Below are 26,270 nucleotides of genomic sequence, written 5' to 3'. Positions count from 1 at the left end.
CGACCGCAGGCAAACCGCCGCGCGGTTCTCACCCATCTCTTCACGGCGGGAGCGTTCGCAGCAGGTGCCAGAGCTGGTTGTGCAGCTGACCAGAGCAGGGTTTCTCGCCCTGCTCTGGTTGTTCGTGCTGGCCGCTTTACGGGTCGTTCGCTCCGACCTGTACGCGGCGGCCGGTCTTCGTGTTTCGGTCCCGGGGTTCCGCAAGTCGGCGGAGAAGAAATCCCGGGGCAAGGCGCCCCGGCAGCTGGTCGTGACGCATGGGGCGCTGGCCGGTACCAGGATTTCCCTGGACGGCCGGCCGATCATGATCGGCCGCGCGGACGACTCGACGTTGGTGCTGGACGACGACTTCGCGTCGACCCGGCACGCCCGGATCTCGCTGCGGGGTACCGACTGGTACGTCGAAGATCTGGGCTCGACGAACGGCACCTTCCTCGACCGGGCTAAGGTCACGGCACCCCTCCGGGTGCCTCTTGGCGTCCCGATCCGAATCGGCAAGACGGTGATCGAGCTACGGTCATGACCCTCGTCCTTCGCTATGCGGCCCGCAGCGACCGAGGCCTGGTCCGCTCCAACAACCAGGACTCCGTGTACGCCGGCCCACGCCTGCTCTCGCTCGCTGACGGTATGGGCGGTCACGCCGCGGGCGAGGTGGCCAGCAAGGTCGTCATCGCGGCGTTGGCGCCGCTGGACGACGACGAACCGGGCGAGGACCTCCTCGGCCAGCTCAGGGAGGCCACCGCGGCCGGCAACGGTGCCATCGCGGAGCTGGTGGCCAGTGATCCCGAGCTGGACGGCATGGGCACCACGCTCACCGCGATCCTGTTCGCCGGTACCCGCATCGGTCTGGTGCACATCGGTGACTCGCGGGCCTATCTGCAGCGCAACGGCCAGTTCGCGCAGATCACCCATGACGACACGTTCGTCCAGTCGTTGATCGACGAGGGCCGGATCACCGAGGACGAGGCGGCGACCCATCCGCAGCGTTCGCTGTTGCTCAAGGCGCTCACCGGCCACGAGGTGGAGCCGAACCTGACGATCCGGGAGGCCCGCGCGGGCGACCGGTACCTGCTGTGTTCGGACGGCCTGTCGGGTGTGGTGACGCACGAGACGCTGGCCGAGACGATCAAGATCCCGGACGCGCAGGCCTGCGCCGACCGGATGATCGAGCTGGCGCTCAAGGGCGGCGGTCCGGACAACGTCACGGTCATCGTGGCGGACGTGGTGGACATCGACTTCGGTGAGGACGCGCCGATCGTGGGCGGGGCGGCCGGCAACGGGCAGGACGCCCAGCCGCAGCCGGACTCGCCGGCCTCGCGCGCGGGGGCGTTGACGGCGCCGAGGATGGAGCCGGTCCGGCCGGAGCCGGTGAAGCCGCCGCCGGACCCGAAGGTCAAGCGGCGCAAGCGGATCAGGCTCTTAGTGATTCTCTTCCTGGTCCTGGTGGTGCTCGCCGGGGGTGCGTTGGCCACCTGGGTGGTGGTCAACAAGCAGTACTTCGTCGGTGAGTCCGACGACGGCGAGATCGCGATCTTCCAGGGTGTGCGCGGCAACATCTTCGGTGTCTCGCTCAACACCGAGGTGCAGGGCTCCTGTGACCCCGAGGTGTCGACCTGCGACAAGTTCTACGTCGACGACCTGCGGCAGCTGGGTCGGGACGCGGTCCGTTCGGGCACCGAGAGCTTCGACAACATCCCGGACGCCCGGCAGTTCATCCAGGACCTGCGGACGAAGTACCCGCTGCCGGTGTGTGAGTCGTTGAGCGATCCGCAGGAGACGGGCCGCGCCGAGCAGCCTGGCACGTCCCAGCCGCGGACGACGACGCCGCCGCCCAGCGGTGGTGCCGCACCGCCGTCGGGGACCTCGACGCCGCCGGCGGCCGACGCGCCGGAGCCCGGGGTCAACTGCCGCGAGCCGCGCGGGGACGAGGGCGGTGGCTGATGACGCAGCCGGGGCCAGCGGTTCCGTTGGCACAGGGAAGCGAGCCGCCAGGCAGTTCGACTCCGACCCGGCGCGGTACCGAACTGGCGATGCTCGCGTTCGCGGCTGGCCTGGTGACCGGCGCGTTGATGCTGGTCGAGGTGAACCAGGAGCAGCAGCTCACGATGCGCCTGGTCTACTACGGCCTCGCCTACCTGGTGCTCTTCGCCGGCGCGCACGTCGCCGTCCGTAAGTGGGCCCCGTACGCCGACCCGTTGATCCTGCCGTGTGTGGCGCTGCTCAACGGCATCGGCCTGGTCATGATCTACCGGATCGACCTGGCGCTGGCCGAACGCTACGAGGACCGTTGGGCGGACGCGGCGCCCAAGCAGGTGCTGTGGACGGCGATCGCGCTGGCCATGTTCGTCATGGTGTTGAAGTTCCTGCCCGATCACCGCACGCTGTCCCGCTACGCCTACATGTTCGGCCTCGCCGGCCTGATCCTGCTCGCGTTGCCCGGCATGTTGCCGGCAAGTCTGTCCGAGGTCAATGGGGCGAAGATCTGGCTGCGGCTGGGCATCTTCTCCATCCAGCCGGGTGAGTTCGCGAAGATCCTGCTGATGGTGTTCTTCGCCGCGTTCCTGGTCTCCAAGCGGGACCTGTTCACGGTGGCGGGGCGCCGGGTGCTGGGGATCGACCTGCCGCGCGCCAGGGACATGGGGCCGATCCTGTTCGCCTGGGGCATCTGCGTGGCGATCATGGTGTTCGAGAAGGACCTCGGTACCGCGCTGCTGTTCTTCGGTGTGGTGCTCGCGTTGCTGTACGTGGCGACCGAGCGGTTCATCTGGGTGGGCGTGGGCCTTGTCCTGTTCGCCGGCGGCAGCTTCGTCGCCTATCAGCTGTTCAGCCACGTGCAGGGCCGGGTGGAGAGCTGGCTGGACCCGTTCGGGAACTACACCGAGGGCGGCTTCCAGCTGGCCCAGGCGCTGTTCGGGTTCGGCACCGGCGGGATGTTCGGCACGGGCCTCGGCTCGGGGCGCCCGGAGATGCTGCTGTTCCAGGCCAACTCGGACTTCATCACCGCGGCGATCGGCGAGGAGCTGGGCTTCATCGGGCTGACCGCGTTGCTGCTGGTGTACATGCTGCTGGCGATGCGCGGGCTGCGCAGCGCGGTCGCGGTGCGCGACAGCTTCGGCAAGCTGCTCGGTGGCGGCCTGTCGTTCACCCTGACGATGCAGATCTTCCTGGTCATCGGCGGCGTGACCACGCTCATCCCGCTGACCGGTATCACCGCGCCGTTCCTGTCGGCCGGTGGCTCGTCGCTGCTGGCCAACTACGTGCTGGTGGCGTTGTTGCTGCGGATCTCCGACGCCGCCCGCCGCCCGCAGGCCGCCGCCAAACCCAAGCCGGTCGCGCAGGCACCGATCGCGGAGGCGCACACGGTGATGGTGGAGAGACCGTCATGAACACTCCCCTTCGCCGGGTCGGCCTGGTCATGCTGGGCATGATCGTGCTGCTGCTGGCCAACACGACCTACATCCAGCTGGTCGACGCCGACGACTACCGCAACGACGCCCGCAACCAGCGGGTTCTCTACGAGGAGTACGCGCGTCAGCGTGGCCGCATCCTCACCGCCGACGAGAAGATCATCGCCAACGTCGAGGCGACCAACGACGACCTCCGTTTCCAGCGGACCTACGCCAACGGCCCGCTGTACGCGCCGATCACCGGGTTCTACTCGGTCCGCTACGGCGCCACCGGCCTGGAGCGTTCGGAGGACGAGATCCTCAACGGCTCCGACGACCGGCTGTTCGTCCGCCGCCTGTCCGACCTGGTCACCGGCCGGGACCCGCGCGGCGGCAACATCGTCACCACGATCGACTCCAAGGTGCAGGCCGCCGCCTACGAGGCGATGACGCGCAACGGGTTCAAGGGCGCGGTGGTCGCGCTGAACCCGAAGGACGGCCAGATCCTGGCGATGGTGTCCACCCCGTCCTACGACCCGAGCGGGCTGGCCAGCCACAGCCCGGAGGTCCAGGAGGAGACGTTCACGAAGTACAGCGACGCCAACGATCCGGCCAAGCCGATGCTGAACCGGGCGATCTCGGAGAACTACACGCCGGGGTCGACGTTCAAGCTGATCACCGCGGCCGCCGGGCTGGAGGACGGCCGGGACAAGAACACCCAGCTGATGGCCTCGCCGGGCATCGACGTGATCAACGGTGAGCCGTGTGACCCGTCCGACGGCAGCACCCGGTGCATGAGCAACTACAACGACAACACGTGCGGCAGTGGGCAGACCGCGTCCATGGAGACCGCGTTGGAGCTGTCGTGCAACACCGCGTTCGCCCAGCTCGCGGGGGAGCTCGGTGAGGACAAGATCGTCGAGCAGGCGGCCCGGTTCGGGGTCGGCGAGACCGACCTGAAGATCCCGATGTCGGTCGTCCCGTCCTGTCTGGGGCCGGTGGCCAGCGGGAACTGCATGACGATCGAGGACAAGGCGTCGCTGTACCAGAGCGGCATCGGTCAGAAGGACGTGCGGATCACCGCGCTGGAGAACGCCGTGATCGCCGGCACCATCGGCAACGGCGGCGTGCGGATGCGCCCGCAGCTGGTCCAGCAGGTGCTCGCCCCCGACCTCGAGGTGATCACCGAGTACTCGGCCGAGGAGATGGGCGACGCGATGTCCTCGGGCAACGCCGAGGCGTTGCGGGACATGATGATCCTCTCGGAGAACCACACCGGCGGCGACGGCAAGCGCGAGGACGTCGAGGTGGCCTCCAAGACCGGTACCGCCGAGACCGGCGCCAACCCGAAGGACACCCCGCCGTTCGCCTGGTATGTGGCCTTCGCCCCAGCGAACAACCCGCAGATCGCGGTCGCCGTGGTGGTAGAAAGCACTGATGTCGCGGCGACCGGTGGCAAGCTGTCCGCAGCCATCGGCAGGGCAACCATCGACGCGGCGCTGGCCAGGGGGAACTGAACGCAGATGCTCACCTCAGGCCAGCTTCTCGCCGAGCGGTACCGGCTTTCCCGCCGGATCGCGGTCGGCGGCATGGGCGAGGTCTGGGAGGCGGCCGACACCCGGCTGGACCGCCGGGTCGCGGTCAAGGTGCTCAAGCCGGAGCTGTGCGGGGACGCCGAGTTCCTGCACCGGTTCCGCACCGAGGCCCGCACGACGGCCTCGCTCAACCATCCCGGCATCGCCGCGGTGCACGACTACGGCGAGACCGCGGCCATCGTCGACGGCCCCAAGGACACCGCCTACCTGGTGATGGAGCTGGTCGAGGGCGACCCGCTGGCGGCGATCCTGGCCAAGGAGCGGCGGATCAGCGCCGACCGCACGCTCGACATCCTGGAGCAGGCCGGGCACGCGTTGCAGGCCGCCCACGAACGCGGCTACGTGCACCGCGACGTCAAGCCGGGCAACATCATGGTCACCCCGCAGCCCGACGGCCGGGTGGTGGTGAAGCTCACCGACTTCGGGATCGCCAAGGCCGCCGACGCCGCCCCGGTCACCCGCAACGGGATGGTGATGGGCACCGCCCACTACATCGCCCCCGAGCAGGCCCTCGGGCACGAGGCCGAGCCGGCCAGCGACGTGTACTCGCTGGCGGTCGTCGGCTACGAGTGCCTGGCCGGGCACCGCCCGTTCCTGTCGGAGAACGCGGTGACCGTGGCGATGATGCACATCCGCGACCTGGCGCCCCCGCTGCCGCCGGACGTGCCGCCGCACGCGCGCGCGGTGGTCGAGGCGACGCTGGTGAAGGACCCGGCGCAGCGCTACGGCAGCGGCGGGGAGTTCGCGGCCGCGGTGGCGACGGTGCGGGCCGGGCTGCCGCTGCCGGCGCCGTCCGGGCACGCGCTGGCCCACCACGGGCAGGCCAGCGCCAGCAACCCGCAGATGCTGGCGGTCGGGCCGCCGAGCGCGACGCACCCGACGCAGGGCACCGGGTCGTTCCCCAACGGACTGTTTCCCCCACCACGCCGGAGCCGGACCGGTTTGTGGGTGCTGGTTATCGTGCTCGTGGTGGTGCTGCTGGCCCTGGCCGGGCTGGGGCTGGCGGCGCTGCTGGACGGCGACCGGGACACCGGTGGCCAGTCGCGTCCGCAGACGTCGGCCCCGGCCGAGGGCAACAGCGACAACAGCGATTCCGGTACCGGCGACGAGGCCGGTGCCCCAGACAAACCGATACCGACCCGCGGCTCCGAGAGCGATTCCGAGAAACCGAACGAGTTCGTCGTCGTTGACAGCAATGACTACGTCGGTTTGTCAGCGGCCGCGGTGTCCGACCGGCTACAGCGGCTCGATCTCGAGCCGGTGGTGGAGGCCGAGGATGGCCGGCCTCCGGAGGACCCCGAGCGGTGCATGGTCGTCAACGTCGACGAGGACGGACCGGTACCGACGGGCTCGACGGTGCTCGTCCGCTGTGCAGAGGAAGAGGGATCACCGTGAGTCCGCACACGTGGGAACCTCCGGCCGACACGATCAGTCCGAGCGCCGCACACCCGCTGACGAGGATCGAGACGACAGACCGATGACCAGTCCTAGACTGCTCTCCAACCGGTACGAGCTGGGCGAGGTGCTCGGCTACGGCGGCATGTCCGAGGTGCACAAGGGCCGGGACGTCCGCCTCGGCAGGGACGTCGCGGTGAAGGTCCTGCGCGCCGACCTGGCCCGCGACCCCCAGTTCCAGGAACGTTTCCGCCGCGAGGCCCAGAACGCCGCCGCCCTCAACCACCCGGCCATCGTCGCGGTGTACGACACCGGCGAGACCCGCACCGAGCACGGCCCGCTGCCCTACATCGTCATGGAGTACGTCGACGGGCGGACGCTGCGCGACATCGTGAAGACCGAGGGCCCGCTGCCCGGTCAGCGCGCGATGGAGATCATGGCCGACGTCAGCGCGGCGCTGGACTTCTCCCACCGGCACGGGATCGTGCACCGAGACGTCAAGCCGGCGAACGCGATGATCACCAAGACCGGTGCGGTCAAGGTGATGGACTTCGGTATCGCGCGCGCGGTGGCCGACGGCCAGGCGGCGGTCACCCAGACCGCGGCGGTGATCGGCACCGCGCAGTACCTCTCGCCGGAGCAGGCGCGCGGTGAGGCCGTCGACGCCCGCAGTGACGTCTACGCCGCCGGCTGTGTGCTGTTCGAACTGCTCACCGGGGAGCCGCCGTTCACCGGTGACTCGCCGGTGGCGGTGGCCTACCAGCACGTCCGGGAGGACCCGAAGCCGCCGTCGGCGCTGAACCCGAGGGTGTCGCCGGCGCTGGACGCGATCGTGCTGAAGGCGATGTCCAAGGGCGCGCCCAACCGCTACCAGTCGGCCGCCGAGATGCGCACCGACCTGGTCCGCGTGCTGTCCAACCAGCGGCCGCTGGCGCCGATGGTGATGACCGACGAGGACCGCACGACGATCATGTCCCAGGGCCGGGGCGGGGGCCCCGACCAGACCAGGGGGCGGCACCGCCCGCAGACCCTGGCCAAGCAGTACGACGACTACGACCCGTACGACGACGACGAGGAGGAGCGGCGCCGCCGGCGGAAGAAGGGCTGGCTGATCGCGCTGTTCGCGGTCCTCGGGATCGCCATCATCGGCCTGATCATCTGGCTGGTGAGCAGCGCGTTCAACACCGAGGCGCCCTCCGACGAGTACACCGTGCCGAACCTGATCAAGCAGAACGCCAACGACGCCCAGCGCACGCTGGCCGACGAGGGCATCCAGGTCGTGCAGTCGCAGAAGCCGTGCCAGCCCGAGCCGGACGGCTCACCGGGCCCGTGCACCACCGAGGACATCGGCAAGGTCATCGAGACCACGCCGGGGCCGGGCGAGAAGATGAAGCGCACCGACCGGATCACGCTGTTCGTCGGCGCGCCGGCGGAGAAGGTCAAGGTGCCGGACGTGACCGGCCAGACCCCCGAGGCGGCGACCAAGCTGCTCACCGAGGCCGGGCTGACGGTCTCGCCCGAGGTGAAGACCGGCGTGACCGACGACGAGGACAAGGTCGGCAAGGTCATCGACCAGAGCCCGGCCGCCGAACAGCCGGTCGACCGGGGCAGCCAGATCACGCTGACCATCGGCGAGGAGCCGGAGACGGTCGACGTGCTGGACATGACCGGGCAGAACGTGGAGACCGCGCGGGCGAACCTGACCAACCTCGGGTTCGAGGTGGTGGTCGAGGAGGTCGACTCCGAACAGGACGCCGGCACGGTCATCGACCAGAACCCGCGCAGCGGTGAGCTCGAGCCCGGCTCGACGGTGACGCTGAAGGTGTCCAACGGCGAGAACAAGGACAAGCTGACCATGCCGAGCCTGGACGGGTTGACCCCGCAGGAGGCGCAGGAAACCCTGCGCCAGCTCGGCTGGGAGGGCGACCTGGACGTCCAGTCCGGCGGCGAGACCAACGACCCGAGCCAGATGGGCCGGATCGTCGACCAGCAGGTCGGCCAGGGTCAGGAGTTCAAGAAGGACCAGACCATCGGCGTCACGATCGCCACCCAGCTCGGGAACGGCAACCGGGGCGGCGGCTGACCCGAACCCCCTGGCCGGGTCCCGGTCAGGGGGTGTTGGCCGCGTCGGTGAGCGAGCGCATCTGGCGGGTCAGCTGGTCGATGCGGTGCTCGGGCACGGGGTGGCCACAGCTGGCCAGCCAGTTCGCCAGCATCCGGTGGCCGCCTTCGGTGAGCACCGACTCGGGGTGGAACTGGACGCCGTCGACCGGCAGTTCGCGGTGGCGCATCGCCATCACCACGCCGCCCTCGGTGCGGGCGGTGACCTCGAACTCGTCGGGGATGGTCTCCGGCAGCACGGTCAGCGAGTGGTAGCGGGTGGCGGTGAACGGGTCGGGCAGGCCGGCGAGCACGCTCGCGCCGTGGTGGTGCACCACGCTCGTCTTGCCGTGCAACAGTTCCGGGGCGCGGTCGACGGTCGCCCCCCAGGCGACGCCGATGGCCTGGTGGCCCAGGCACACGCCGAGCACCGGCACCGACTCGGCGGCGCAGCGGCGGACGATCTCGATGCTGTGCCCGGCCCGTTCCGGGGTGCTCGGGCCGGGGCTGACCAGGACGCCGTCGAACCCGGTGAGGGCGTCCGGCGTGGTCAGGGCCGGGTCGTCGTTGCGCAGGACCACGCACTCGGCGCCGAGCTGGGCGAGGTACTGGACGAGGTTGTAGACGAAACTGTCGTAGTTGTCGACCACCAGAACCCGCATAACACCCTACTTTCCCGCAGTAGCTCCACAAGGGACGTCCGAAGTGGACTGTCGATTCTCAGTCGGTCGTGACGTTGTTGAACGGCAGCAGCGGCTCCAGCCAGGGGAACACCACGAACAGCAACAGGGCGGCCACCCCGAGCCCCAGGACCACGGCGAGGGCCACCCGCACGGCTGTCGGGCCCGGCAGGTTACGCCAGATCCAGCCGTACATCAGCCGGTCTCCCGCAACGCCGCCGGCCGCTCGTCGGGCTTGGCCGGATCCTTGTGCAGCTGCTCGGTGAGCACCGCGTGCACGATCAACCGCTCCTTGTCGGAGAAGCGCGGATGGCAGGTGGTCAGCGTCATCAGCGACGCCATCTCACCACTGCTGGCCGTCACCCCTGGCTGGTGCGGGACCGGCGCGATCACGCCACCGTTGGTCGGCAGCACGATCTCCTGGCCGACCAGCTCCGCGTACGGTCCGCCCAGCGGGCCGACCCCCTCGCAGCGCGGGTCCTTGCCCTTGGTCTCGGCCCAGCCGGCCTTCTCCTCGGCCAGCGGCACCATCCGGTAGGTGAACCAGCTGTACTGGGTCTCCACCACGATCGCGTCGCACGACTGGATCAGGTTGATGTCGTTGAACGGCGCACCCTTGCCGACCCGGTGCCCGGCGACCGAGAAGTTGCCCGGCTGGCCGGGGTAGGCGGTGTCGGGGTAGTGCCCCGGCCCGACCTCCAGGCTCGCGGCCGTCGTCCCCTCGACGATGGTGAACTCGAAGTCGGCGCCGAACGCCGGGATGTACATCTTGGCGAAGCCGTCACCCTCGCCAAGACCCTCGAAGTGGTCGGTGCGCTCCGGGCCGGCCGCCGGCTCGTCGTGCCAGCGGTCGTCGAGCTGCGCGGTCGCCTCCCGCTGCTTGCCGGCCGAGAGCAGGTCGGTGATGTAGACCTCGTAGACCACGAACAGCAACACGACCATGCCGAGGGTGATCAGCACCTCGCCGACGGTCCGCACGATCGTGCGGGTACGGTCGGGACCAGGTTCGAACGCCGGCCTGGACCGCGGACCCGGGCTGGGCACCGGGCGGAACCGGGTCGTCGGCATGAGGTCGTTGAGATCCCCCGAGATCCGGCCCGCGCCGCGAGCGTGATGATCGGCGGTGCCCACAACGCGCTCCTTTCGATCCCCGACCTGTTGGTTCGCCGGTGCACTCGGCTACGTTAACGTGTTGCACAGTGGCGGTGTTCGACGTGAACACGGTTGCGACCAAGCTACACGTCAGGTGAGGACGACATGCCTAAGTCCAAGGTCCGCAAGAAGGCGGTATACACGGCCCCCGCCGACCGCCGTACCCCGGTCAAGGTGAAGGCCGCCGGCCCGTCACATCCTATCTACGTCGGCGTCATGCTCGGCGTGATGTTGCTGGGTCTGGCCTGGCTGGTGGTCAACTACATCGCCGGCGAGAGCATCCCGTTCATGGCGGATCTGCAGAACTGGAACTTCGCCATCGGGTTCGCGCTGATGATCGGCGGCCTGCTGATGACGATGCGCTGGCGTTGACCCCAGACCCGTCGATACACCCGTTCAGCGCAGTGTGATTGAACCACACGGGTGTAAGTCATCCCCAGTGTGGATAACCGCTGTGGATAACTCTCGAGGAGCGACGTTCACGGATCCGGAGCGTGACGCACCAGTGCCACCGCCGATCACCCGAACCTGGGCTCCCCAGGCCGAGCTGGTGGCTCTGGCCTGGGCACTTGCCGTCGCGGCCGGCGTGTGGGCGGCGTTGTCCACCGATCCACCCGGACGGGTCCTGCTCGCTGCGGTGGCGTTGTTCCTGGTCGCCGCCGGCCTGTACGGCACGCTCGTCCGCCCCCGGCTGGCCGCCGACCAGCACGGTCTCACCGTGCGTGGCGTCGGCGGCACCCGGGCGTGGCCGTGGGCCGAGGTGAACGTGCGGCTGGTGCGCACCCGCCGCCTCGGCCGGGAAACCACCGCCATCGAGATCGACGCCGACAACGCCGAGGTCCCCGACCTGGTCGTCCTCGGCTGGCTCGACCTCGGCGCCGACCCGCGCGACGTCGTGGACAGCCTCCTGGAACTGCGTACCTGACCGGGCGCGTACCAGCTCAGTACTGGCTCAGTACTGGCTCCGTACGCACCACAGGTTGCCGCCGGCGTCCATCGAGCAGCCGCCGTCGAGCGTCGCGACCGCCACGCCGATCGCCACCGCCATCACCACCACCAGCGCCACGCACGCGCCGACCTGGAACTGTCGCCGCCGCGCCGCCGGCGCGTAGACCAGCGCGGCCGTCGCCAGCGCACCGACCACCATCCCGCCAAGGTGGCCGAGCAGCGAGATCCCCGGCAGCGTGACGCTCAGCAGGATGTTGACCCCGATCAGCACCAGGACCGGCGTCGGGTTCAGCTTGCGCTTGAACACGATCACCGCGATCCCGCCGAACAGGCCGTACACCGCGCCGGACGCGCCGGCCACCCCGCCGATCGGGTTGCCGAACAGCATCACCGCCGTCGACCCACCCACCAGCGAGAGCAGGTAGACGGTCAGGAACCACGCCCGACCCAGCGCCACCTCCATGTCCCGCCCGAGCACCCACAGCGCGAACATGTTGAACAGCAGGTGCACCGGCCCGAAGCCGCCGTAGCCGCCGAAGTGCAGGAACCCCGAGGTGAACAGCCGCCACCAGTCACCGGAGGCGATCAGGTCAGGGATGAGCATGCCGTGCAGGAACAGCGCACCCTCGTTCTCGGTGATGCTGCGCGCCTGGACCGCCGTCGCGATGAACGCGGCCACGTTGACCGCGATCAGCGACGGCACCACGACCAGCGACCGGGCCCCCGGGGGCCGCGCCCGCGCACCGCTGACGGTGCGCGGGGCGCGGACGGACTTCGCCCCCTCGGAGACGCAGTCGACGCACTGGTAGCCGACCGACGCCTCCCGCAGGCAGTCCGGGCAGGCCGGGCGTTCGCAGCGGACACACCGCAGCCCCGTCGGCCGGTCCGGGTGCCGGGCGCAGGGCGGCAGGTCGTGCTGCCGGTTGGCCGACACTCAGCCCTCGGCGCGCTCGACCGTGACCCGGTCCACGACGATGTCCTCGACCGGCTTGTCGTGCGGCGGCGCGGTCGGCGTGTGCGCGATCGCGTCCACGACGTTGCGCGACTCCTGGTCGGCCACCTCGCCGAAGATGGTGTGCTTGAAGTTCAGCCAGGTCGTCGGGGCGACCGTGATGAAGAACTGGGACCCGTTGGAGTCGGCGACGCCCGGGTTGGCCATACCGAGCAGGTAGGGCCGGTTGAACTGGAGTTCCGGATGGAACTCGTCGGCGAAGGTGTAGCCGGGGCCACCGCGCCCGGTACCGGTCGGGTCACCGGTCTGGATCATGAAACCGTCGATCACCCGATGGAAGATCATGCCGTCGTAGTAGGGGCCGCTCACCTCGCCCTTGGCGTTGCGGTCGGTGTACTGCTTGGTGCCCTCGGCGAGACCGACGAAGTTCGCCACGGTCTTGGGCGCTTGATCAGGGAAAAGGTTGATCCGGATAGGCCCCTTCGAGGTGTGCAGGGTTGCCGTCACCTTCACTCCTACGAGAGATCCGTTGCTGTCTGCCACCCGGTCATCGTGCCATCCGCAGCAGGATCGCTCGGGAAGGGGCAGGATGGTAAGGGTCCGACAAAGCCACCTTGGAGCAGAAGATGGACGATGTTAAGGCCATGTCCCGGGCCGGCGACACAGTCGGCAAGGCGGTTGGCTCCGGCTGGCTCGCGGTACGGCGCGGAGCACGGCGCGCCGGCCAGGCGAGTGCGGAGGCGACCATCCGGGCGGCACAGGCGGCCGACCAGAAGCTGACGGAGCGCGGCGTCGCCCCCCAGCAACTGGGGGCCGCGTTGGCCGAGAGCGCCGGTCTCGCCCGCCAGGAGGTAGCGAGGACGACCCGCCGCACCCGCAAGCGGCTGGCCCGAACCGCCAAGCACACCCGCAAGGAACTGGCGAAGGCCGCCGAGCAGGCCCGCAGGGACGCGAAACGGAGCAAGCCCGTGACGAAGGCCACGAAGACCGCCAAGCGAACCCGGGCCGAGGCGGCCAAGCTCGCCGCCCGGACCAAGCGGGAGGCCAAGGCCATGAAGGCGGAGCAGGTGCGGGACAAGCGCCGCCGCTGGCCGAAGGTGTTCCTGTTGATCGTGGTGGCCAGTGGGGTCGCCTATGTGGTGCGCGGCCGGACGCGGTCCCAGGAACCGGCACCGGTTCCGCCGCCCCGCAACCGCGCCGAGACCAACGGCCAGGAATCCTCGGAATCCACCAACGTCACCCATAACGGGCGTCCGACCCAGGAATCGCACACCCAGTAACTCCAGACACGCGTCAGGGCCCCGTCGGTGTGACGGGGCCCTGATTCTTTCGGGTCACAGCCCGAGGGCCGTGATCGCCTCCTGGGCGACCAGCTTGGCCTTGAGCGTCTGCTCCTGGTTGGTGGCCACGACGACCGCCGTGCCCTCCTTGGCGACGGCGTAGACCGCACCGGTGTCGGTGGGTTGCGCGCCGCCGGCCCAGCCCCCGGCCAGCTCGGCCGGGTTGGCGGAGTCGACCGGCGCCGCCTGGTCGACGAACGCCTTGGCCACGTCCGGCTCGCCCCGGTAGATCTGGATGGCGAGTTGCACGTCGCCGTCGGCGCGGTAGAAGTAGCAGGCCGGCGGGTCGTCGGTGGAGGTCTTCGTCTCGGCGACCCGCTGCCCGTTGGTCTCCTCGACGAACGCGGCGTCGAGGTACGGGCACGGTCCGCCCTCGGTCGGCTCGACCACCGTGGGCGGCGCGGCGGTGGGCGCCGCCTCGCCGGTGGTCTCGCTGGTCCCGGTGTCCGGCGCCCCGATCACCTGCGGCTGTCCGGCGATGTTCTCCGCGCCGCACGCGGCGAGCACGACCACCAGGGGAGCGACCAGAAACGAAACGCGTCTCATGGCCCGGGAGTATCACAGAGGGTGTCACGGCGCTCGCAGACGGCCGTTAGCATCCCCGAGAACTCTCCACAAGCCCCCTGGGGACAGTCACCCCCAGCTGTGGACAACCACCCGCCGAACCACCCGCGACCTGCGAAAACCACGAGAATCACGCTGTGCACAACCTGTGGACGGCGGTGGACAACTCAGCCACCCGGGATGCACACGACCTCTCCCGGCGGGCAGGACGAGGGGATGCTGGGCGCGCCGCCCGAGCCGTCGACCTTGCTGCTGTCCGGCGGGGTTTCGAAGAACTCCGAGCAGCTGGCCTCGATGGAGAACTCGACGGGTTCGTCGCCGTCGATGGTCCCGGTGACGCTCACGGAGTTGTCGGTCCGGGTGACCTCGGCGCTCACCCCGCCCTCATCCTGCGAGTAGACGCCGGACTGGCCGCCCTCGACGGTGAGGCTCAGCGACACCGAGTCGTTGTAGTTGTCCATGAGGAAGTGGGAGGCGTCCGGGTCGTCGGTGTTCGCCTCGACCATGAGGTGGTCCTCGAAGTCGTAGCACTTGAGCGTCGCCCCGGACAGGTCGACGTCCTGGCCGCCGACGGTGAGGTCGACGGTGGTCTCCTCCGGTGCGGCCTGCTCCTCGGTGGTCTCGCCACCGCCGAGGGGGTCGCCCAGGCTGCCGCCGGAGTCGCCGCCTCCGTCGTCGGAGCAGCCACTCAGTAACAGGGCGAGCGCCACGACCGCGCCCGCACCAACGAACCCCGAACCACCACGCCGAATGACCATCAGTATGTAGCCCTCACGATCGCGCCACGTCAGTACGCGGTCACGCTACCCCGGGCCTGCGGCGCACCGGGGCGGAGTGTGCGAGATTCGTGCCTTTCCCGCCGTGCGGCGGGCAGCACGTCAGGTGGAGACGAGGGGAATCGAACCCCTAACCCCTGCCTTGCAAAGGCAGTGCTCTGCCAATTGAGCTACGTCCCCAACCCGGCGGAGCGCGTACGACAGCAGCTCGCGCCGGTACAACCGCCGAGGTGGCCCGCTGGGGCGACCCCGCCGTGCCCGTGGTCCCGGAACGGCTTGCTCAGGCCTTCTTGGCGTTGTTCGCGCCAGCCGGAGCGGTAGCCTCGCGCCACAGGTCAGCCTGCGCCTTGGCCGACTTGTTGCGACGCACCACGAACAGCACGCCACCAGCCACAGCCACCAGAGCGAGAAGCTTCTTCACGTCCATTGCCTCCTTCGGCAAACACCAACGATCCAACCGCCGCGACCCCTGCAAGCCCCGCAGCGAGAACACAAGTCTGCCACAACCCAACTCCCCAAGCCCCCAACCCCCAACACCCACCAAAGCCACACCACCAGAACACCCAAGACCCACGAAGCCACAAGAGACCACAAGCGAGGAAGAAGAAGGCGACGGGAAGAAGGAGAAGGAGGTGACAGGGAGACAAAGGGTGGAAGAGAGAACAAGAGGTGGAAGAGGTGGACCGGTTGACCACCAGTCACCAGGCCAACCGACCAGCCGACCAGCCGACCAGCTGGTCAGCTGGTCAATCCCAAAAGGAACCACGCCGGATCAGCAGAAGCCCGCACCGTCGGGGGTTTGGGGGGCTCGGCCCCCCAACATGATGACCGACGCCCCGGCCTGCGCTCTCCGCAGGCACACGTCACCCAAAGTCGGTGGGCCTAGGAGGACTTGAACCTCCGACCCCTTCGTTATCAGCGAAGTGCTCTAACCGCCTGAGCTATAGGCCCCAACGGAACGAAGACTATCGCACTGCTGCTGGCTGGTGCGCACCAGTACCCCCTGGTGCGTTCCAAGGGGCACTGGTGCGCACCAGCACCCCTCATTCGCGTTCGGCGAGGGTCACCTCGAGTCCGCCGGCGAGGTCGGCGGAGACGTTGTAGATGAAGGCGCCGACGGTGGCCAACGCGCTGAACAGCACGATGTTCACGGCGCCGATGATCGCGGCGACGCCGAAGACGCGGCCGGCGCTGATCAGGGGTTCGCCGCCGCCGTCGGCGGGCTGGAGGATTTCGCTGGAGATGCCGTTGAGCTTGTCCCAGACGCCCATGCCGTCGAGGACGGCGTAGAGGACACCGACGGCGACGAGCCAGACGAAGAACAGCGCGACGGACAGCACGAGCGACAGTTTGAGGACCGACCAGGGGTCGAACCGCTTGATCTGGAGGTTGGCCCGGCGGGGTCCCCGGCCGGGCCGGCGCAGGGCGCTGGGTGCGGCGGCGGCGCCCATGCGCAGCGGGCCGGCGCTGGGGTTGCTGCCGTCGAGGTGGACGGTGGTGCGGTTCTGGCCGCCGACGGTGCTGGCGGTCGGCATGCCCTCGGCGAACAGCCGTGCGGCGGCCGCGCCGGTGACGACCGGGCGTTCGACGGACACGGTGGCCTCGCCGGCGCCGGGCATGACCGGCATGGTGCGCTGACCGGGCTGTTGGGCTGACGGGAACGCGGCGGTCGGCGGTGTGGACTGGCCGGGTGCCGGTTCGTTGGCGACGCGCTGCCAGGGCGGCGGCGTGCCGAGGCCTGGCTCCGACGAGGCCGCGACGGCCTCGGCGGCGGTTTCGCCGGCGATACGACTGGTGGGCGAGTCGGCAGTGGCTCTCTCGGGTTCGCCGGCGAATCCGTTGGAGCCTGCCGCGCCGACCGACCTGCCGTGTCCCGCCGGCCCGTTCGATCCCGGCGGTCCACCGGCACCCGCCGGACCGCTGGAACCCGTGAGCCCGGCAGAACTGCTGGAGCCGGTCACCCCGCTGGCACCGGCCGAACCACTCGACCCCGCCTGGCCCACCGGACCGCTCGAACTCGACTGGCCGGCCGCACCGCTCGATCCCGCCGGACCAGGTGAACCGGTGGAACCGCTCGACGCCGGCCCGCCACTGGAGCTGGCCGCACCGGCCGCACCGGCCGCGCCGCTCGACGCCGGCCGGCCGGCGGAACCCGCCGGGCCACCCGAGCCGGCGGCACCAGCGGAACCACTCGCGGCTACCGGTCCGTTCGACCCCGCCGCGCCACCGGAATCACCGGTCCCCGCCGGGCCGTCCGACCCGGCCGCGGGACCGCTCGACCCCGCCGGGCCGCTCGCGGCGGCCCGGTCGGCACCGGCCGGACCACCTGGACTCGGCTGGCCCGCCGAGCCACCGGCCCCTGCCGAACCGGTCGAGCTGGTCGACCCCGCCTGGCTCGTCGGCCCCGTGGACCCGGCGCCGGGCGTGGCCGGCGTTGAGCCGGCGGGGGTGGTGGAGCCGTTGGCGTCGGGGGTCTTCTTGGCCGCCTCCTTGGCCGGTTGCTCCTGGCTCTCGGTGGCGACGCCGGACGTTCGTTCCGACTCGCCTTCCGGGGTGTGGCCAGTGCTTCCGGACTTGTCAGCTGGTGTCACGAGGATCCCCTACGTGTCTTCCGTGTCGTCGCGAGCTACTGCGGTGGTTCCTGGCCGTTGTCGGTCGGGTCGGCCGGACTCGTGTCCGTTGACGCCGGGCCGGTCGGTTCGGTTGCCTCCGCAGAGTCTGCCGGTTGTTCGGTCACGCCGCCGTTCTCGACGGGCTCGTCCGCGCTGCGGGCGATGGCTACCAGGGTGGTGCCCCCGCCCAGGTTCATCAACCTGACACCCTTGGTCTGCCGGCCCGCCTTGCGCACTTCCCTGGCGTTGGTCCTGATGACCCCACCCGAGGAGGTGATCGCGTACACCTCGTCGTCGTAGTCGACGATGAGTGCGCCTACCAGCCTCCCACGCTTGGTGTCGTGCTGGATCGTGAGCACGCCCTTGCCGCCGCGGCCCTGGACCGGGTAGTCCTCGATGGCGGTTCGCTTGGCGTACCCGCCGTCGGTCGCGACCAGCAGGAACGTGCCGTCGCGGACGACGCCGAGGGTCAGCAGCTCGTCGCCCTCGTTGAAGCGCATGCCGAGCACGCCCGAGGTGGCGCGGCCCATCGGGCGCAGTGCCTCGTCGGAGGCCTGGAAGCGGATCGACTGGCCGCCGGCCGAGACCAGCAGCAACCCGTCGTCTGGGCCGCAGAGGACCGCGCCGACCAGCTCGTCGTCCTCGCGCAGGTTGATGCCGATGAGGCCGCCGGCGCGGTTGCTGTCGAAGTCGGACAGCCGGCTCTTCTTCACCAGGCCGCTGCGGGTCGCCAGCACCAGGTACGGGGCGACCTCGTAGTCCTTGATCTGGATGACCTGGGCGATGGTCTCGTCCGGTTGGAAGGCGAGCAGGTTGGCCACGTGCTGGCCGCGCGCGTTGCGGTTGGCCTCGGGCAGCTCGTAGGCCTTGGCCCGGTAGACCCGGCCCTTGTTGGTGAAGAACAGGATCCAGTCGTGGGTCGAACACACGAAGAAGTGCGCGACGATGTCGTCCTGTTTGAGCCCCGCCCCCTGCACGCCCTTGCCGCCACGCTTCTGCGCGCGGTACAGGTCGGTCTTGGTGCGCTTGGCATAACCCGTTCGGGTGATCGTGACGACCACGTCCTCGACGGCGATCAGGTCCTCGATGGACACGTCACCGTCATACGGGATGATCTTGGTGCGCCGGTCGTCGCCGTGCTTGTCGACGATCTCGGTCAGCTCGTCGCGCACGATCGTGCGCTGGCGCTCGGGGTTGGCCAGGATGTCCTGCAGGTCGGCGATGTAGGTCTCGATCTCGGCCAGCTCGTCGACGATCTTCTGGCGTTCCAGGGCGGCGAGCTTGCGCAGCTGCATCTCGAGGATGGCGTTGGCCTGCATCTCGTCGACCTCGAGCAGGTCCATCAGGCCGGTGCGGGCGATGTCGGCCGTCGACGAGGCGCGGATCAGCGCGATCACCTCGTCCAGCGCGTCCAGCGCCTTGACCAGGCCGCGCAGGATGTGGGCACGCTCCTCGGCCTTGCGCAGCCGGTAGCGGGTGCGCCGGACGATGACCTCGACCTGGTGCTTGACGTAGTGCCGGATCATCTGGTCCAGGCGCAGCGTCCTGGGCACGCCGTCGACCAGGGCCAGCATGTTCACGCCGAAGTTGTGCTGGAGCTGGGTGTGCTTGTACAGGTTGTTCAGCACGACCTTGGCGACCGCGTCCCGGCGCAGGGTGATCACGATCCGCATACCGAGCCGCTTGTTCGACTCGTCGGCCACCTCGGAGATGCCGGTGACCTTGCCGTCACGCACCAGCTGGGCGATGTTCTCGATCAGGTTGTCCGGGTTCACCTGGTAGGGCAGTTCGGTGACCACCAGGATCGTGCGGCCCTTGGCGTCCTCGTCGACCTCGACGACCGCCCGCATCCTGATCGAACCGCGGCCGGTGCGGTAGCAGTCCTCGATGCCCTGGGTGCCCAGGATCTGGGCGTGGGTCGGGAAGTCCGGGCCCTTGATCCGCAGCATCATCGCGGCCAGGGTCTCGTCGTCGTCGGCGTCCCAGTTCTCCAGCGCCCAGATCACGCCGGCGGCGACCTCCCGCAGGTTGTGCGGCGGGATGTTGGTCGCCATGCCCACCGCGATCCCGCCGCTGCCGTTGACCAGCAGGTTCGGGATCCGAGACGGCAGGACCTTCGGTTCGAGGGTCTTGCCGTCGTAGTTCGGCGTGAAGTCGACGGTCTCCTCGGTGATGTCCTGGAGCATCGCCATCGCCAGGGGCGTCATGCGCGCCTCGGTGTAGCGCATGGCGGCCTGCGGGTCGTTGCCCGGTGAGCCGAAGTTGCCCTGGCCGTCGATCAGCGGGTACCGCAGCGACCACGGCTGGGCCAGCCGCACGAGCGCGTCGTAGATGGCCGAGTCGCCGTGCGGGTGGTAGTTGCCCATGACATCGCCGACGATGCGCGAGCACTTGACGTGGCTGCGCTCGGGCCGCAGGCCGGTGTCGTACATCGAGTACAGCACCCGGCGGTGCACCGGCTTGAGCCCGTCGCGGACATCCGGCAGCGCCCGGCTGACGATCACGCTCATCGCGTAGTCGATGTAGGAGCGCTGCATCTCGTGCTGGATGTCGACCGGCTCGGTGCGGTCTCCCTCTGGCGGCACGGTTGTTTCCGTCACGACGTGAAGATTCCTTCTGTGCTGGTCAGAACGGGTGGGAGGCGAACGAGCGACCCTCAGACGTCGAGGAAGCGCACGTCCTTGGCGTTGCGGGTGATGAACGAGCGGCGGGCCTCGACGTCCTCACCCATCAGGACGCTGAACAGCTCGTCGGCGGTGGCGGCGTCGTCCAGGGTCACCTGGAGCAGCAGCCGGTGCGCCGGGTCCATCGTGGTCTCCCACAGCTCGTCGGCGTTCATCTCGCCGAGACCCTTGTAGCGCTGGATCCCGTCATCCTTGTTGATCTTCTTACCGGATTCGAGACCGGCCTGGAGCAGGCCGTCGCGCTCGCGGTCGGAGTAGGCGAACTCCGGCTCGACCCGCTGCCACTTGATCTTGTACAGCGGCGGCTGGGCGAGGTACACGTGCCCGGCCTCGACCAGCGGGCGCATGAAACGGAACAGCAGCGTGAGCAGCAGCGTGCGGATGTGCTGGCCGTCGACGTCGGCGTCGGCCATCAGCACGATCTTGTGGTAGCGCAGCTTGGAGAGGTCGAAGTCCTCCTGGATGCCGGTGCCCAGCGCGGTGATCAGGCTCTGCACCTCGGTGTTCTTCAGCACCCGGTCGATCCGGGCCTTCTCCACGTTGATGATCTTGCCTCGGATCGGCAGGATCGCCTGGTACATCGACTCCCGGCCCTCCTTGGCCGAGCCGCCGGCGGAGTCACCCTCGACGATGTAGAGCTCGCACTCCTCCGGGTTGGTCGAGCGGCAGTCCTTCAGCTTGCCCGGCAGGCCGCCGATGTCCAGCGCGCCCTTGCGGCGGACCAGCTCCTTGGCCTTGCGGGCGGCGATGCGCGCCTGCGCCGAGGAGACCGACTTCGTCACGATCGTCCGCGCGTCCGACGGGTTGCGCTCGAACCAGTCGGCCAGCCACTCGTTGCAGGTGGTCTGGACGAACGTCTTCGCCTCGGTGTTGCCCAGCTTCTGCTTGGTCTGGCCCTCGAACTGCGGCTCGGCCAGCTTGATCGAGATGATCGCGGCCAGGCCCTCGCGGATGTCGTCGCCGGTGAGGTTGGCGTCCTTCTCCTTGAGCAGCTTCTTGTCCCTGGCGTACACGTTCACCACGCGGGTGAGCGCCGCCCGGAAGCCCTCCTCGTGGGTGCCGCCCTCCGCCGTGTTGATCGTGTTGGCGAAGGTGTACACCGACTCGCTGTAGCCGGTGTTCCACTGCATCGCGACCTCGACCTCGACGCCGTCGCCCTTGCCCTCGAAGGAGATCACGCTCTTGTGGATCGCCTCGCGGGTGTGGTTGATGTGCCGGACGAAGTCCTCCAGACCACCCGGGTAGTGGTAGGTGCGCTCCTTCATCCGCGCCGACTTGCCGTCGGCGTCGGCCTCGGTCTCCTCCTCGGCGACCCGGTCGTCGCGCAGCACGATCGTCAGGCCCTTGTTGAGGAAGGCCATCTCCTGCAGGCGCCGGGCGACGGTCTCGGCGTTGTAGGTGGTGGTCTCGAAGATGCCGGGGTCGGCCCAGAACGTGGTGGTCGTGCCGGTGAGCTCGGACGGGCCGACCTCCACCAGCTGCCCCGGCTCGGACCGGTCGTAGTGCTGGCTCCAGTGCTTGCCGTTGCGGAAGATCTCCACGTCCAGCGCGGTCGACAGCGCGTTGACCACGGACACGCCGACGCCGTGCAGGCCGCCGGAGACCGCGTAGCTCTCGCTGTCGAACTTGCCGCCGGCGTGCAGCACGGTGTGCACGATCTCCACGGTCGGGCGCTGGTGCACCGGGTGGGTCTCCACCGGGATGCCCCGGCCGTCGTCGGAGACCCGGACGCCGCCGTCGGCGAGCAGGGTGACGACGATCCTGGTCGCGTAGCCCGCCATCGCCTCGTCGACCGAGTTGTCCACCACCTCCTGGATCAGGTGGTGCAGGCCGCGCTCGCCGGTGGAGCCGATGTACATACCGGGCCGCTTGCGGACGGCCTCGAGTCCTTCCAGAACGGTGATGGAGGACGCGTTGTATTCATGGTCGTTTGTGGCTGCCACGGGCGTGGTGTCTCCCTCGTCAGGACGGGCGTGAATCTCCCCTACGTCAATTGTACGGGTGCACTAGCCCAGAAGTGGGCCAAGGACACCCCTAGCTCGGTCACAGAGGCGCTCCCGCGAACGACCACGAGACCGGGTACCGGACGGTTGCTCGCGGGGGTGATCTGAGAGCATCCAGCCGCCGTTCACCCGTAGGTGTCCCTCGGCCCTCTTCCGGACACGTGCCGGGTGCCGTGCCGCCAGCTGGGCGCGGACGGCCCGTGCACCTTCAACGTGGTCACCACGCCGTTGCCGACCCCTGCCGCGATCTTGGCCAGCAACTGGCGCTGGAGCAACCGCAGCTGGGTGGCCCAGGCGGTGGACGCGGCCTGGACGGTCAGCTCACCCTCGCGCAGGGACACCGGCTGGGCGTGCTCGGCGACGTCCGCGCCGACGATCGCGCTCCACTTCCCGAACAACTGACCGGTGGCGAGCTGGCCGCCCCAGCCACGCTCGGTGGCGATCCGGGACGCGAGCCGGCCCAACGGCTGCGGGTCGCGCTCGTCCGGCTGGGCCCCCGACCACCGGCGGCGCCGCCGGGAGGTACCGAAACCGCGCTTGACCTGAGGGGATCTTCTCGGCCCCGCGGTCGCCGCCGCGTCCTTGGCCGCCTGCAACGCGGCCTTCGCGAGATCCGAACCTCGCAACTGTGGGTAGTTGCCGTCGGGGCCGAACAGGCCCAACTGGGCGTCCGCTGAACCCTGGGTGCTCGTGTTATCCACACTATCCACAGGGTTGTCCCCAGATGTGGGACAACTCACCTCACTGTTGGTGACGCTCTGGTGATCGTCAGACGGACGACCCGGCACGAGCCACCTCCCCGTTGGACACGACGAACCGCACGCCGTCGAGCTCGTCCGGAACATCCTCCTCCACCGCGGCGGTCACCAGGACCTGTTCGGCCGCAACGGCCACCTCGGCGAGTCGCTGCCGGCGGCGGCGGTCCAGCTCGGCGAACACGTCGTCGAGCACCAGCACCGGCTCGTTGCCGTCGGCGCGCAGCAGCTCGTAGGACGCCAGCCGCAGCGCCAGCGCGAACGACCACGACTCGCCGTGGCTGGCGTAACCCTTGGCCGGGGCGCCGGCCAGCGTCAGCTCCAGCTCGTCGCGGTGCGGGCCGACCAGGCTCACCCCCCGCTCCAGCTCCGCGTCCCGGCCGGCGACCATCGCCGCCAGCAGCGCGTCGTGCAGCACCTCGACGTCCGCGCGGGAGCCCGGGGTGCCGTACTCGGGCGGGATCGAGCCGGCGATCCCCGACCGGTAGCCGATCGTCGCCGGCCGCGACTCCGGCGCGACCCCCGCGTAGGCGGCGGTGACGTCGTCGGCCAGGTCGGCCACCAGGTCCAGCCGGGCGCCGAGCAGCTCCGCGCCGTGCCGGGCGAGGTGACCGTCCCAGACGTCGAGCGTGCCGATATCCCCCTTCGAGCCGGCGCGCCGGGCGTGCCCCGAGGACTTGAGCAGCGCGTTGCGCTGGCGTAAGACCCGGTCGTAGTCGGCGCGCACCCCCGCGTACCTGGGGACGCGCAGCACCAGCAGGTCGTCGAGGAACCGGCGGCGCTCACCGGGGTCCCCGCGGACCAGCGCCAGGTCCTCCGGCGCGAACAGCACCGTGCGCAGGATGCCCAGCACGTCGCGGGTCCTGGGCACCGGCCCGCGGTTGACCCGCGCCCGGTTGGCCTTGCCGGAGGTGATCTCCAGCTCGACGGTCAGCTCCCGGCCGGCGTTGACCACCGCCACCCGCACGATCGCCCTCGGGCAGTCGTGCCGGATCAACGGCAGGTCGACCGCGACCCGGTGCGAGCCGAGCGTCGCGGCGTAGCCGATCGCCTCGATCAGGTTGGTCTTGCCTCCGCCGTTGCGCCCGACGATGACGTTCGCTCCCGGCTCCAGCTCCAGGTCGGCGCGCTCCCACGAGCGGAAGTCCTGGACCTGGAGGTGTCTGACCCGCACGTCCTCAGCCCTGGGTGCTGCCCGAGCCAGAGGTCGGGCCCGCCTGGTGGACCGCGTGCCCGCCGAACTGGTTGCGCAGCGAGGCGACCGCGCGCATGGCCGGCGAGTCGTCCTGGCGGGAACGGAACCGGGAGAACAGCGCGGCCGAGATCACCGGCGCCGGCACGGCCAGGTTGATGGCCTCCTCGACCGTCCACCTTCCCTCGCCGGAGTCGTCGACGTAGCCGCGCAGGTCGTCGAGCTCCGGGTCGTGGTCCAGGGCGCGGACCAGCAGGTCGAGCAGCCAGGACCGCACGACCGTGCCGCGCTGCCAGGCCTTGATCACCGCCGGCACGTCCTTGATCACGTCCGCCGCCTCGAGCAGCTCGAAGCCCTCGGCGTAGGCCTGCATCAGGCCGTACTCGATGCCGTTGTGGATCATCTTCGCGTAGTGGCCCGCGCCGACCGCGCCGGCGTGCGCGAAGCCCTCCTCGCGCGGCCCCTCCGGGCGCAGCGCGTCGAACACCGGCATCGCCCGCTCGACGTCGTCGGCCGCGCCGCCGACCATCAGCGCGTAGCCGTTCTCCCGGCCCCACACGCCGCCGGACACCCCGCAGTCGAGGTAGCCGATCTTCCTGCCGGCGAGCAGTTCGGCGTTGTGTGTGTCGTCGGTGAACCGCGAGTTGCCGCCGTCGATCACCAGGTCGCCCGCGGAGAGCAGCTCGCCGAGTTCGGCGACGGTCCGCCGGGTGGGGTCACCGGCCGGAACCATGATCCAGACCAGCCGGGGCGCCGCGAGCCGCTCGACCATCTCGGCCAGCGACGCGGCGTCGGTGACGTCCGGGTCGCGGTCGAAGCCGACCACGTCGTGGCCGGCCGCGCGGATGCGCTCCCGCATGTTGAAGCCCATCTTGCCGAGACCGACGAGACCGAGCTGGACCTTGGTTGGCACTGGCGCCCCCTCCTCGAAAGCCGATGACCCGGGTGGCTCAGCCCGGCAGGCGCACCGGCATGAGCAGGTGCAGGTAGCCCGGCGTCACGTTGCCCTCGTCGTCGACCGGCTTGATCAGCGCCGGGCGGCTGGGGGTGGTGAACGACAGCTCGGCCCGGTCGGCGTGCAGCGCGCCGAGCCCCTCCTGCAGGAACGACGGGTTGAACGCGATGGTGACCGGGTCGCCGGTGTACTCGACCGCCAGCTCCTCCTCCGCGCTGCCCTCGTCGTCGCCGCCGGCGGAGAGCTTGAGGCCGGAGTCGGCGAACTCCAGCCGCACCTGGGTGCCGCGCTCGGCGACCAGCGACACGCGCTTGATCGCCTCGACGAGCGGGGCGACCTCGATGATCGCGGTGGCCGTCTGCTCGGTCGGCAGCAGCTGGCGGTAGCGCGGGAACTCGGTGTCCAGCAAGCGGCTCGTGGTCCGCCGGCCTGCGCCGGACAGGCCGATCAGCCCGTCGCCGGGGGCCAGCGCCAGCTCGACGGTCGCGCCGGCGGTGCCCAGCGCCTTGGCCGCCTCGGCCAGGGTGCGCGCCGGGACCAGGACCGCGATCTCGCCGGAGTCGGCCAGGCTCGGGGCGGGCTGCCAGGTGAACTCCCGCATGGCGAGCCGGAAGCGGTCGGTGGCCACGAGCGTCAGCTTGTCGCCGTTGATCTCGACCCGGACGCCGGTGAGCATCGGCAGGGTGTCGTCCTTGCCGGCGGCGACGGCGACCTGGCTGACCGCCTGGCCGAACACCTCGCCGGTCAGCTCGCCCGCGTGCGGGGGCATCGACGGCAGCTGTGGGTAGTCCTCGACCGGCATCGTCGGGAGGCTGAACTTGGCGCTGCCGCACGTGATCGACACCCGCGCCCCGTCGACCATGATCTCGACCGGTTGCGCCGGCAGGGATCGGGTGATGTCGGCGAGCAGCCGGCCGGACACGAGCGTGCGCCCGCCGTCGGCGACGGTCGCCGCGACACCCACGGTCGCCGAGACCTCGTAGTCGAATCCGGAGATGGTCAGTGCTTCGGAGTTGCCGGCGTCCAACAGGATCCCGCCCAGGACGGGAACCGGGGGACGGGACGGCAGCGAGCGGGCCACCCAGGCGACGGCGTCGGCGAGACCGTCGCGCTCGACGCGGATCTTCATGACTGTCCTTTCCAGACACGAGGTGGAGCCGCGAGTGCTCGGGATCCCACTC

At 69.9% G+C, this 26,270-nt stretch carries 24 protein-coding genes and 2 tRNA genes; 9 read left to right on the top strand and 17 right to left on the bottom strand.

All coding sequences use genetic code 11. From position 1 onward, the window contains the following. Positions 1-64 precede the first annotated feature (64 nt). The 6 genes from BLA60_RS32220 (at position 65) to pknB (ending at position 8,459) form a co-directional block, all read left to right on the top strand. Positions 65-523, top strand: coding sequence for an FHA domain-containing protein FhaB/FipA (locus BLA60_RS32220; RefSeq protein ID WP_075136811.1), 459 nt, complete (start codon positions 65-67; stop codon positions 521-523). Continuing rightward, positions 520-1,941, top strand: a complete 1,422-nt coding sequence (locus tag BLA60_RS32215; protein ID WP_075136810.1) for a PP2C family protein-serine/threonine phosphatase — start codon at positions 520-522, stop codon at positions 1,939-1,941. The genes BLA60_RS32220 and BLA60_RS32215 overlap by 4 nt, the downstream gene beginning before the upstream one ends. After that, entirely contained in the window at positions 1,941-3,386 is a 1,446-nt protein-coding gene (locus tag BLA60_RS32210; protein ID WP_075136809.1) for an FtsW/RodA/SpoVE family cell cycle protein, read from the top strand. Before BLA60_RS32215 ends, BLA60_RS32210 begins: the two co-directional genes overlap by 1 nt. Beyond that, positions 3,383-4,903: a peptidoglycan D,D-transpeptidase FtsI family protein gene (locus BLA60_RS32205; RefSeq protein WP_075136808.1), complete on the top strand. Its 1,521-nt coding sequence runs from the start codon at positions 3,383-3,385 to the stop codon at positions 4,901-4,903. The genes BLA60_RS32210 and BLA60_RS32205 overlap by 4 nt, the downstream gene beginning before the upstream one ends. A gap of 6 nt (positions 4,904-4,909) precedes the next feature. Beyond that, positions 4,910-6,376, top strand: coding sequence for a serine/threonine-protein kinase (locus tag BLA60_RS32200; RefSeq protein ID WP_075136807.1), 1,467 nt, complete (start codon positions 4,910-4,912; stop codon positions 6,374-6,376). Positions 6,377-6,458: 82 nt separating this feature from the next. Next, complete coding sequence (gene pknB / locus BLA60_RS32195; RefSeq protein WP_075136806.1) at positions 6,459-8,459, top strand: Stk1 family PASTA domain-containing Ser/Thr kinase; 2,001 nt, start codon at positions 6,459-6,461, stop codon at positions 8,457-8,459. Between the two features lie 25 nt (positions 8,460-8,484). Here pknB and BLA60_RS32190 read toward each other — a convergent pair whose 3' ends face one another. Genes BLA60_RS32190 through BLA60_RS32185 form a run of 3 tightly spaced genes read right to left on the bottom strand, consistent with a single transcriptional unit; the run spans position 8,485 to position 10,287 of the window. Beyond that, a complete protein-coding gene (locus tag BLA60_RS32190) occupies positions 8,485-9,138 on the bottom strand; it encodes an aminodeoxychorismate/anthranilate synthase component II (RefSeq protein WP_075136805.1) in 654 nt (217 codons plus the stop codon). Positions 9,139-9,196: 58 nt separating this feature from the next. Further along, positions 9,197-9,352, bottom strand: a complete 156-nt coding sequence (locus tag BLA60_RS44655; RefSeq protein ID WP_170108427.1) for a hypothetical protein — start codon at positions 9,350-9,352, stop codon at positions 9,197-9,199. Further along, complete coding sequence (locus BLA60_RS32185) at positions 9,352-10,287, bottom strand: class E sortase (protein ID WP_245812282.1); 936 nt, start codon at positions 10,285-10,287, stop codon at positions 9,352-9,354. Before BLA60_RS32185 ends, BLA60_RS44655 begins: the two co-directional genes overlap by 1 nt. Before the next feature lie 126 nt (positions 10,288-10,413). Here BLA60_RS32185 and crgA point away from each other — a divergent pair, with 126 nt between their 5' ends. Then, positions 10,414-10,680, top strand: coding sequence for a cell division protein CrgA (gene crgA / locus BLA60_RS32180; RefSeq protein ID WP_075136804.1), 267 nt, complete (start codon positions 10,414-10,416; stop codon positions 10,678-10,680). Between the two features lie 133 nt (positions 10,681-10,813). Continuing rightward, a complete protein-coding gene (locus BLA60_RS32175) occupies positions 10,814-11,233 on the top strand; it encodes a PH domain-containing protein (protein ID WP_211288917.1) in 420 nt (139 codons plus the stop codon). Positions 11,234-11,260: 27 nt separating this feature from the next. On the opposite strand, the gene BLA60_RS32170 is transcribed toward BLA60_RS32175, so the two are convergent. Then, positions 11,261-12,190, bottom strand: coding sequence for a rhomboid family intramembrane serine protease (locus BLA60_RS32170; RefSeq protein WP_075136803.1), 930 nt, complete (start codon positions 12,188-12,190; stop codon positions 11,261-11,263). Next, positions 12,191-12,751: a peptidylprolyl isomerase gene (locus BLA60_RS32165; RefSeq protein WP_084735545.1), complete on the bottom strand. Its 561-nt coding sequence runs from the start codon at positions 12,749-12,751 to the stop codon at positions 12,191-12,193. 83 nt (positions 12,752-12,834) lie between these two features. Here BLA60_RS32165 and BLA60_RS32160 point away from each other — a divergent pair, with 83 nt between their 5' ends. After that, a complete protein-coding gene (locus BLA60_RS32160; protein WP_154814762.1) occupies positions 12,835-13,488 on the top strand; it encodes a hypothetical protein in 654 nt (217 codons plus the stop codon). A gap of 54 nt (positions 13,489-13,542) precedes the next feature. On the opposite strand, the gene BLA60_RS32155 is transcribed toward BLA60_RS32160, so the two are convergent. From BLA60_RS32155 to dnaN, 12 genes are all read right to left on the bottom strand, one after another. After that, positions 13,543-14,094 carry a DUF2020 domain-containing protein gene (locus BLA60_RS32155; RefSeq protein WP_075136800.1) on the bottom strand — a complete coding sequence of 184 codons (552 nt, stop codon included), beginning with the start codon at positions 14,092-14,094 and terminating at the stop codon, positions 13,543-13,545. Between the two features lie 185 nt (positions 14,095-14,279). Then, on the bottom strand, positions 14,280-14,870 hold the full coding sequence (locus tag BLA60_RS32150; protein WP_084735542.1) for a lipoprotein LpqH: 591 nt from the start codon (positions 14,868-14,870) through the stop codon (positions 14,280-14,282). Between the two features lie 125 nt (positions 14,871-14,995). Then, positions 14,996-15,068: transfer RNA gene (locus BLA60_RS32145), tRNA-Ala, on the bottom strand. Between the two features lie 100 nt (positions 15,069-15,168). After that, positions 15,169-15,309 (bottom strand): DLW-39 family protein, encoded by a 141-nt coding sequence (locus BLA60_RS43815; RefSeq protein ID WP_154814775.1) that lies wholly within the window; start codon positions 15,307-15,309, stop codon positions 15,169-15,171. A gap of 456 nt (positions 15,310-15,765) precedes the next feature. Continuing rightward, positions 15,766-15,839: transfer RNA gene (locus tag BLA60_RS32140), tRNA-Ile, on the bottom strand. 92 nt (positions 15,840-15,931) lie between these two features. Beyond that, complete coding sequence (locus BLA60_RS32135; RefSeq protein ID WP_084735569.1) at positions 15,932-16,516, bottom strand: DUF3566 domain-containing protein; 585 nt, start codon at positions 16,514-16,516, stop codon at positions 15,932-15,934. Between the two features lie 998 nt (positions 16,517-17,514). Next, positions 17,515-20,100 carry a DNA gyrase subunit A gene (gyrA, locus tag BLA60_RS32130; protein WP_075136798.1) on the bottom strand — a complete coding sequence of 862 codons (2,586 nt, stop codon included), beginning with the start codon at positions 20,098-20,100 and terminating at the stop codon, positions 17,515-17,517. A 56-nt stretch (positions 20,101-20,156) separates the two neighbouring features. Then, the gene (gyrB, locus tag BLA60_RS32125) at positions 20,157-22,127 is read right to left on the bottom strand and encodes a DNA topoisomerase (ATP-hydrolyzing) subunit B (protein ID WP_075136797.1); all 1,971 of its coding nucleotides are present in this window, start codon (positions 22,125-22,127) and stop codon (positions 20,157-20,159) included. 185 nt (positions 22,128-22,312) lie between these two features. Continuing rightward, on the bottom strand, positions 22,313-22,897 hold the full coding sequence (locus tag BLA60_RS32120) for a DciA family protein (RefSeq protein ID WP_425427109.1): 585 nt from the start codon (positions 22,895-22,897) through the stop codon (positions 22,313-22,315). A 58-nt stretch (positions 22,898-22,955) separates the two neighbouring features. After that, on the bottom strand, positions 22,956-24,116 hold the full coding sequence (gene recF, locus BLA60_RS32115; protein ID WP_075136796.1) for a DNA replication/repair protein RecF: 1,161 nt from the start codon (positions 24,114-24,116) through the stop codon (positions 22,956-22,958). A gap of 4 nt (positions 24,117-24,120) precedes the next feature. Continuing rightward, complete coding sequence (gene gnd, locus BLA60_RS32110) at positions 24,121-25,047, bottom strand: phosphogluconate dehydrogenase (NAD(+)-dependent, decarboxylating) (protein WP_281257494.1); 927 nt, start codon at positions 25,045-25,047, stop codon at positions 24,121-24,123. Between the two features lie 37 nt (positions 25,048-25,084). After that, positions 25,085-26,218 (bottom strand): DNA polymerase III subunit beta, encoded by a 1,134-nt coding sequence (gene dnaN, locus BLA60_RS32105; protein WP_075136795.1) that lies wholly within the window; start codon positions 26,216-26,218, stop codon positions 25,085-25,087. Positions 26,219-26,270 lie beyond the last annotated feature (52 nt).

It is taken from the genome of Actinophytocola xinjiangensis (assembly GCF_001921215.1).
GTDB classification, from domain to species: domain Bacteria; phylum Actinomycetota; class Actinomycetes; order Mycobacteriales; family Pseudonocardiaceae; genus Actinophytocola; species Actinophytocola xinjiangensis.
This window is presented reverse-complemented; position numbering and strand designations above follow the sequence as displayed.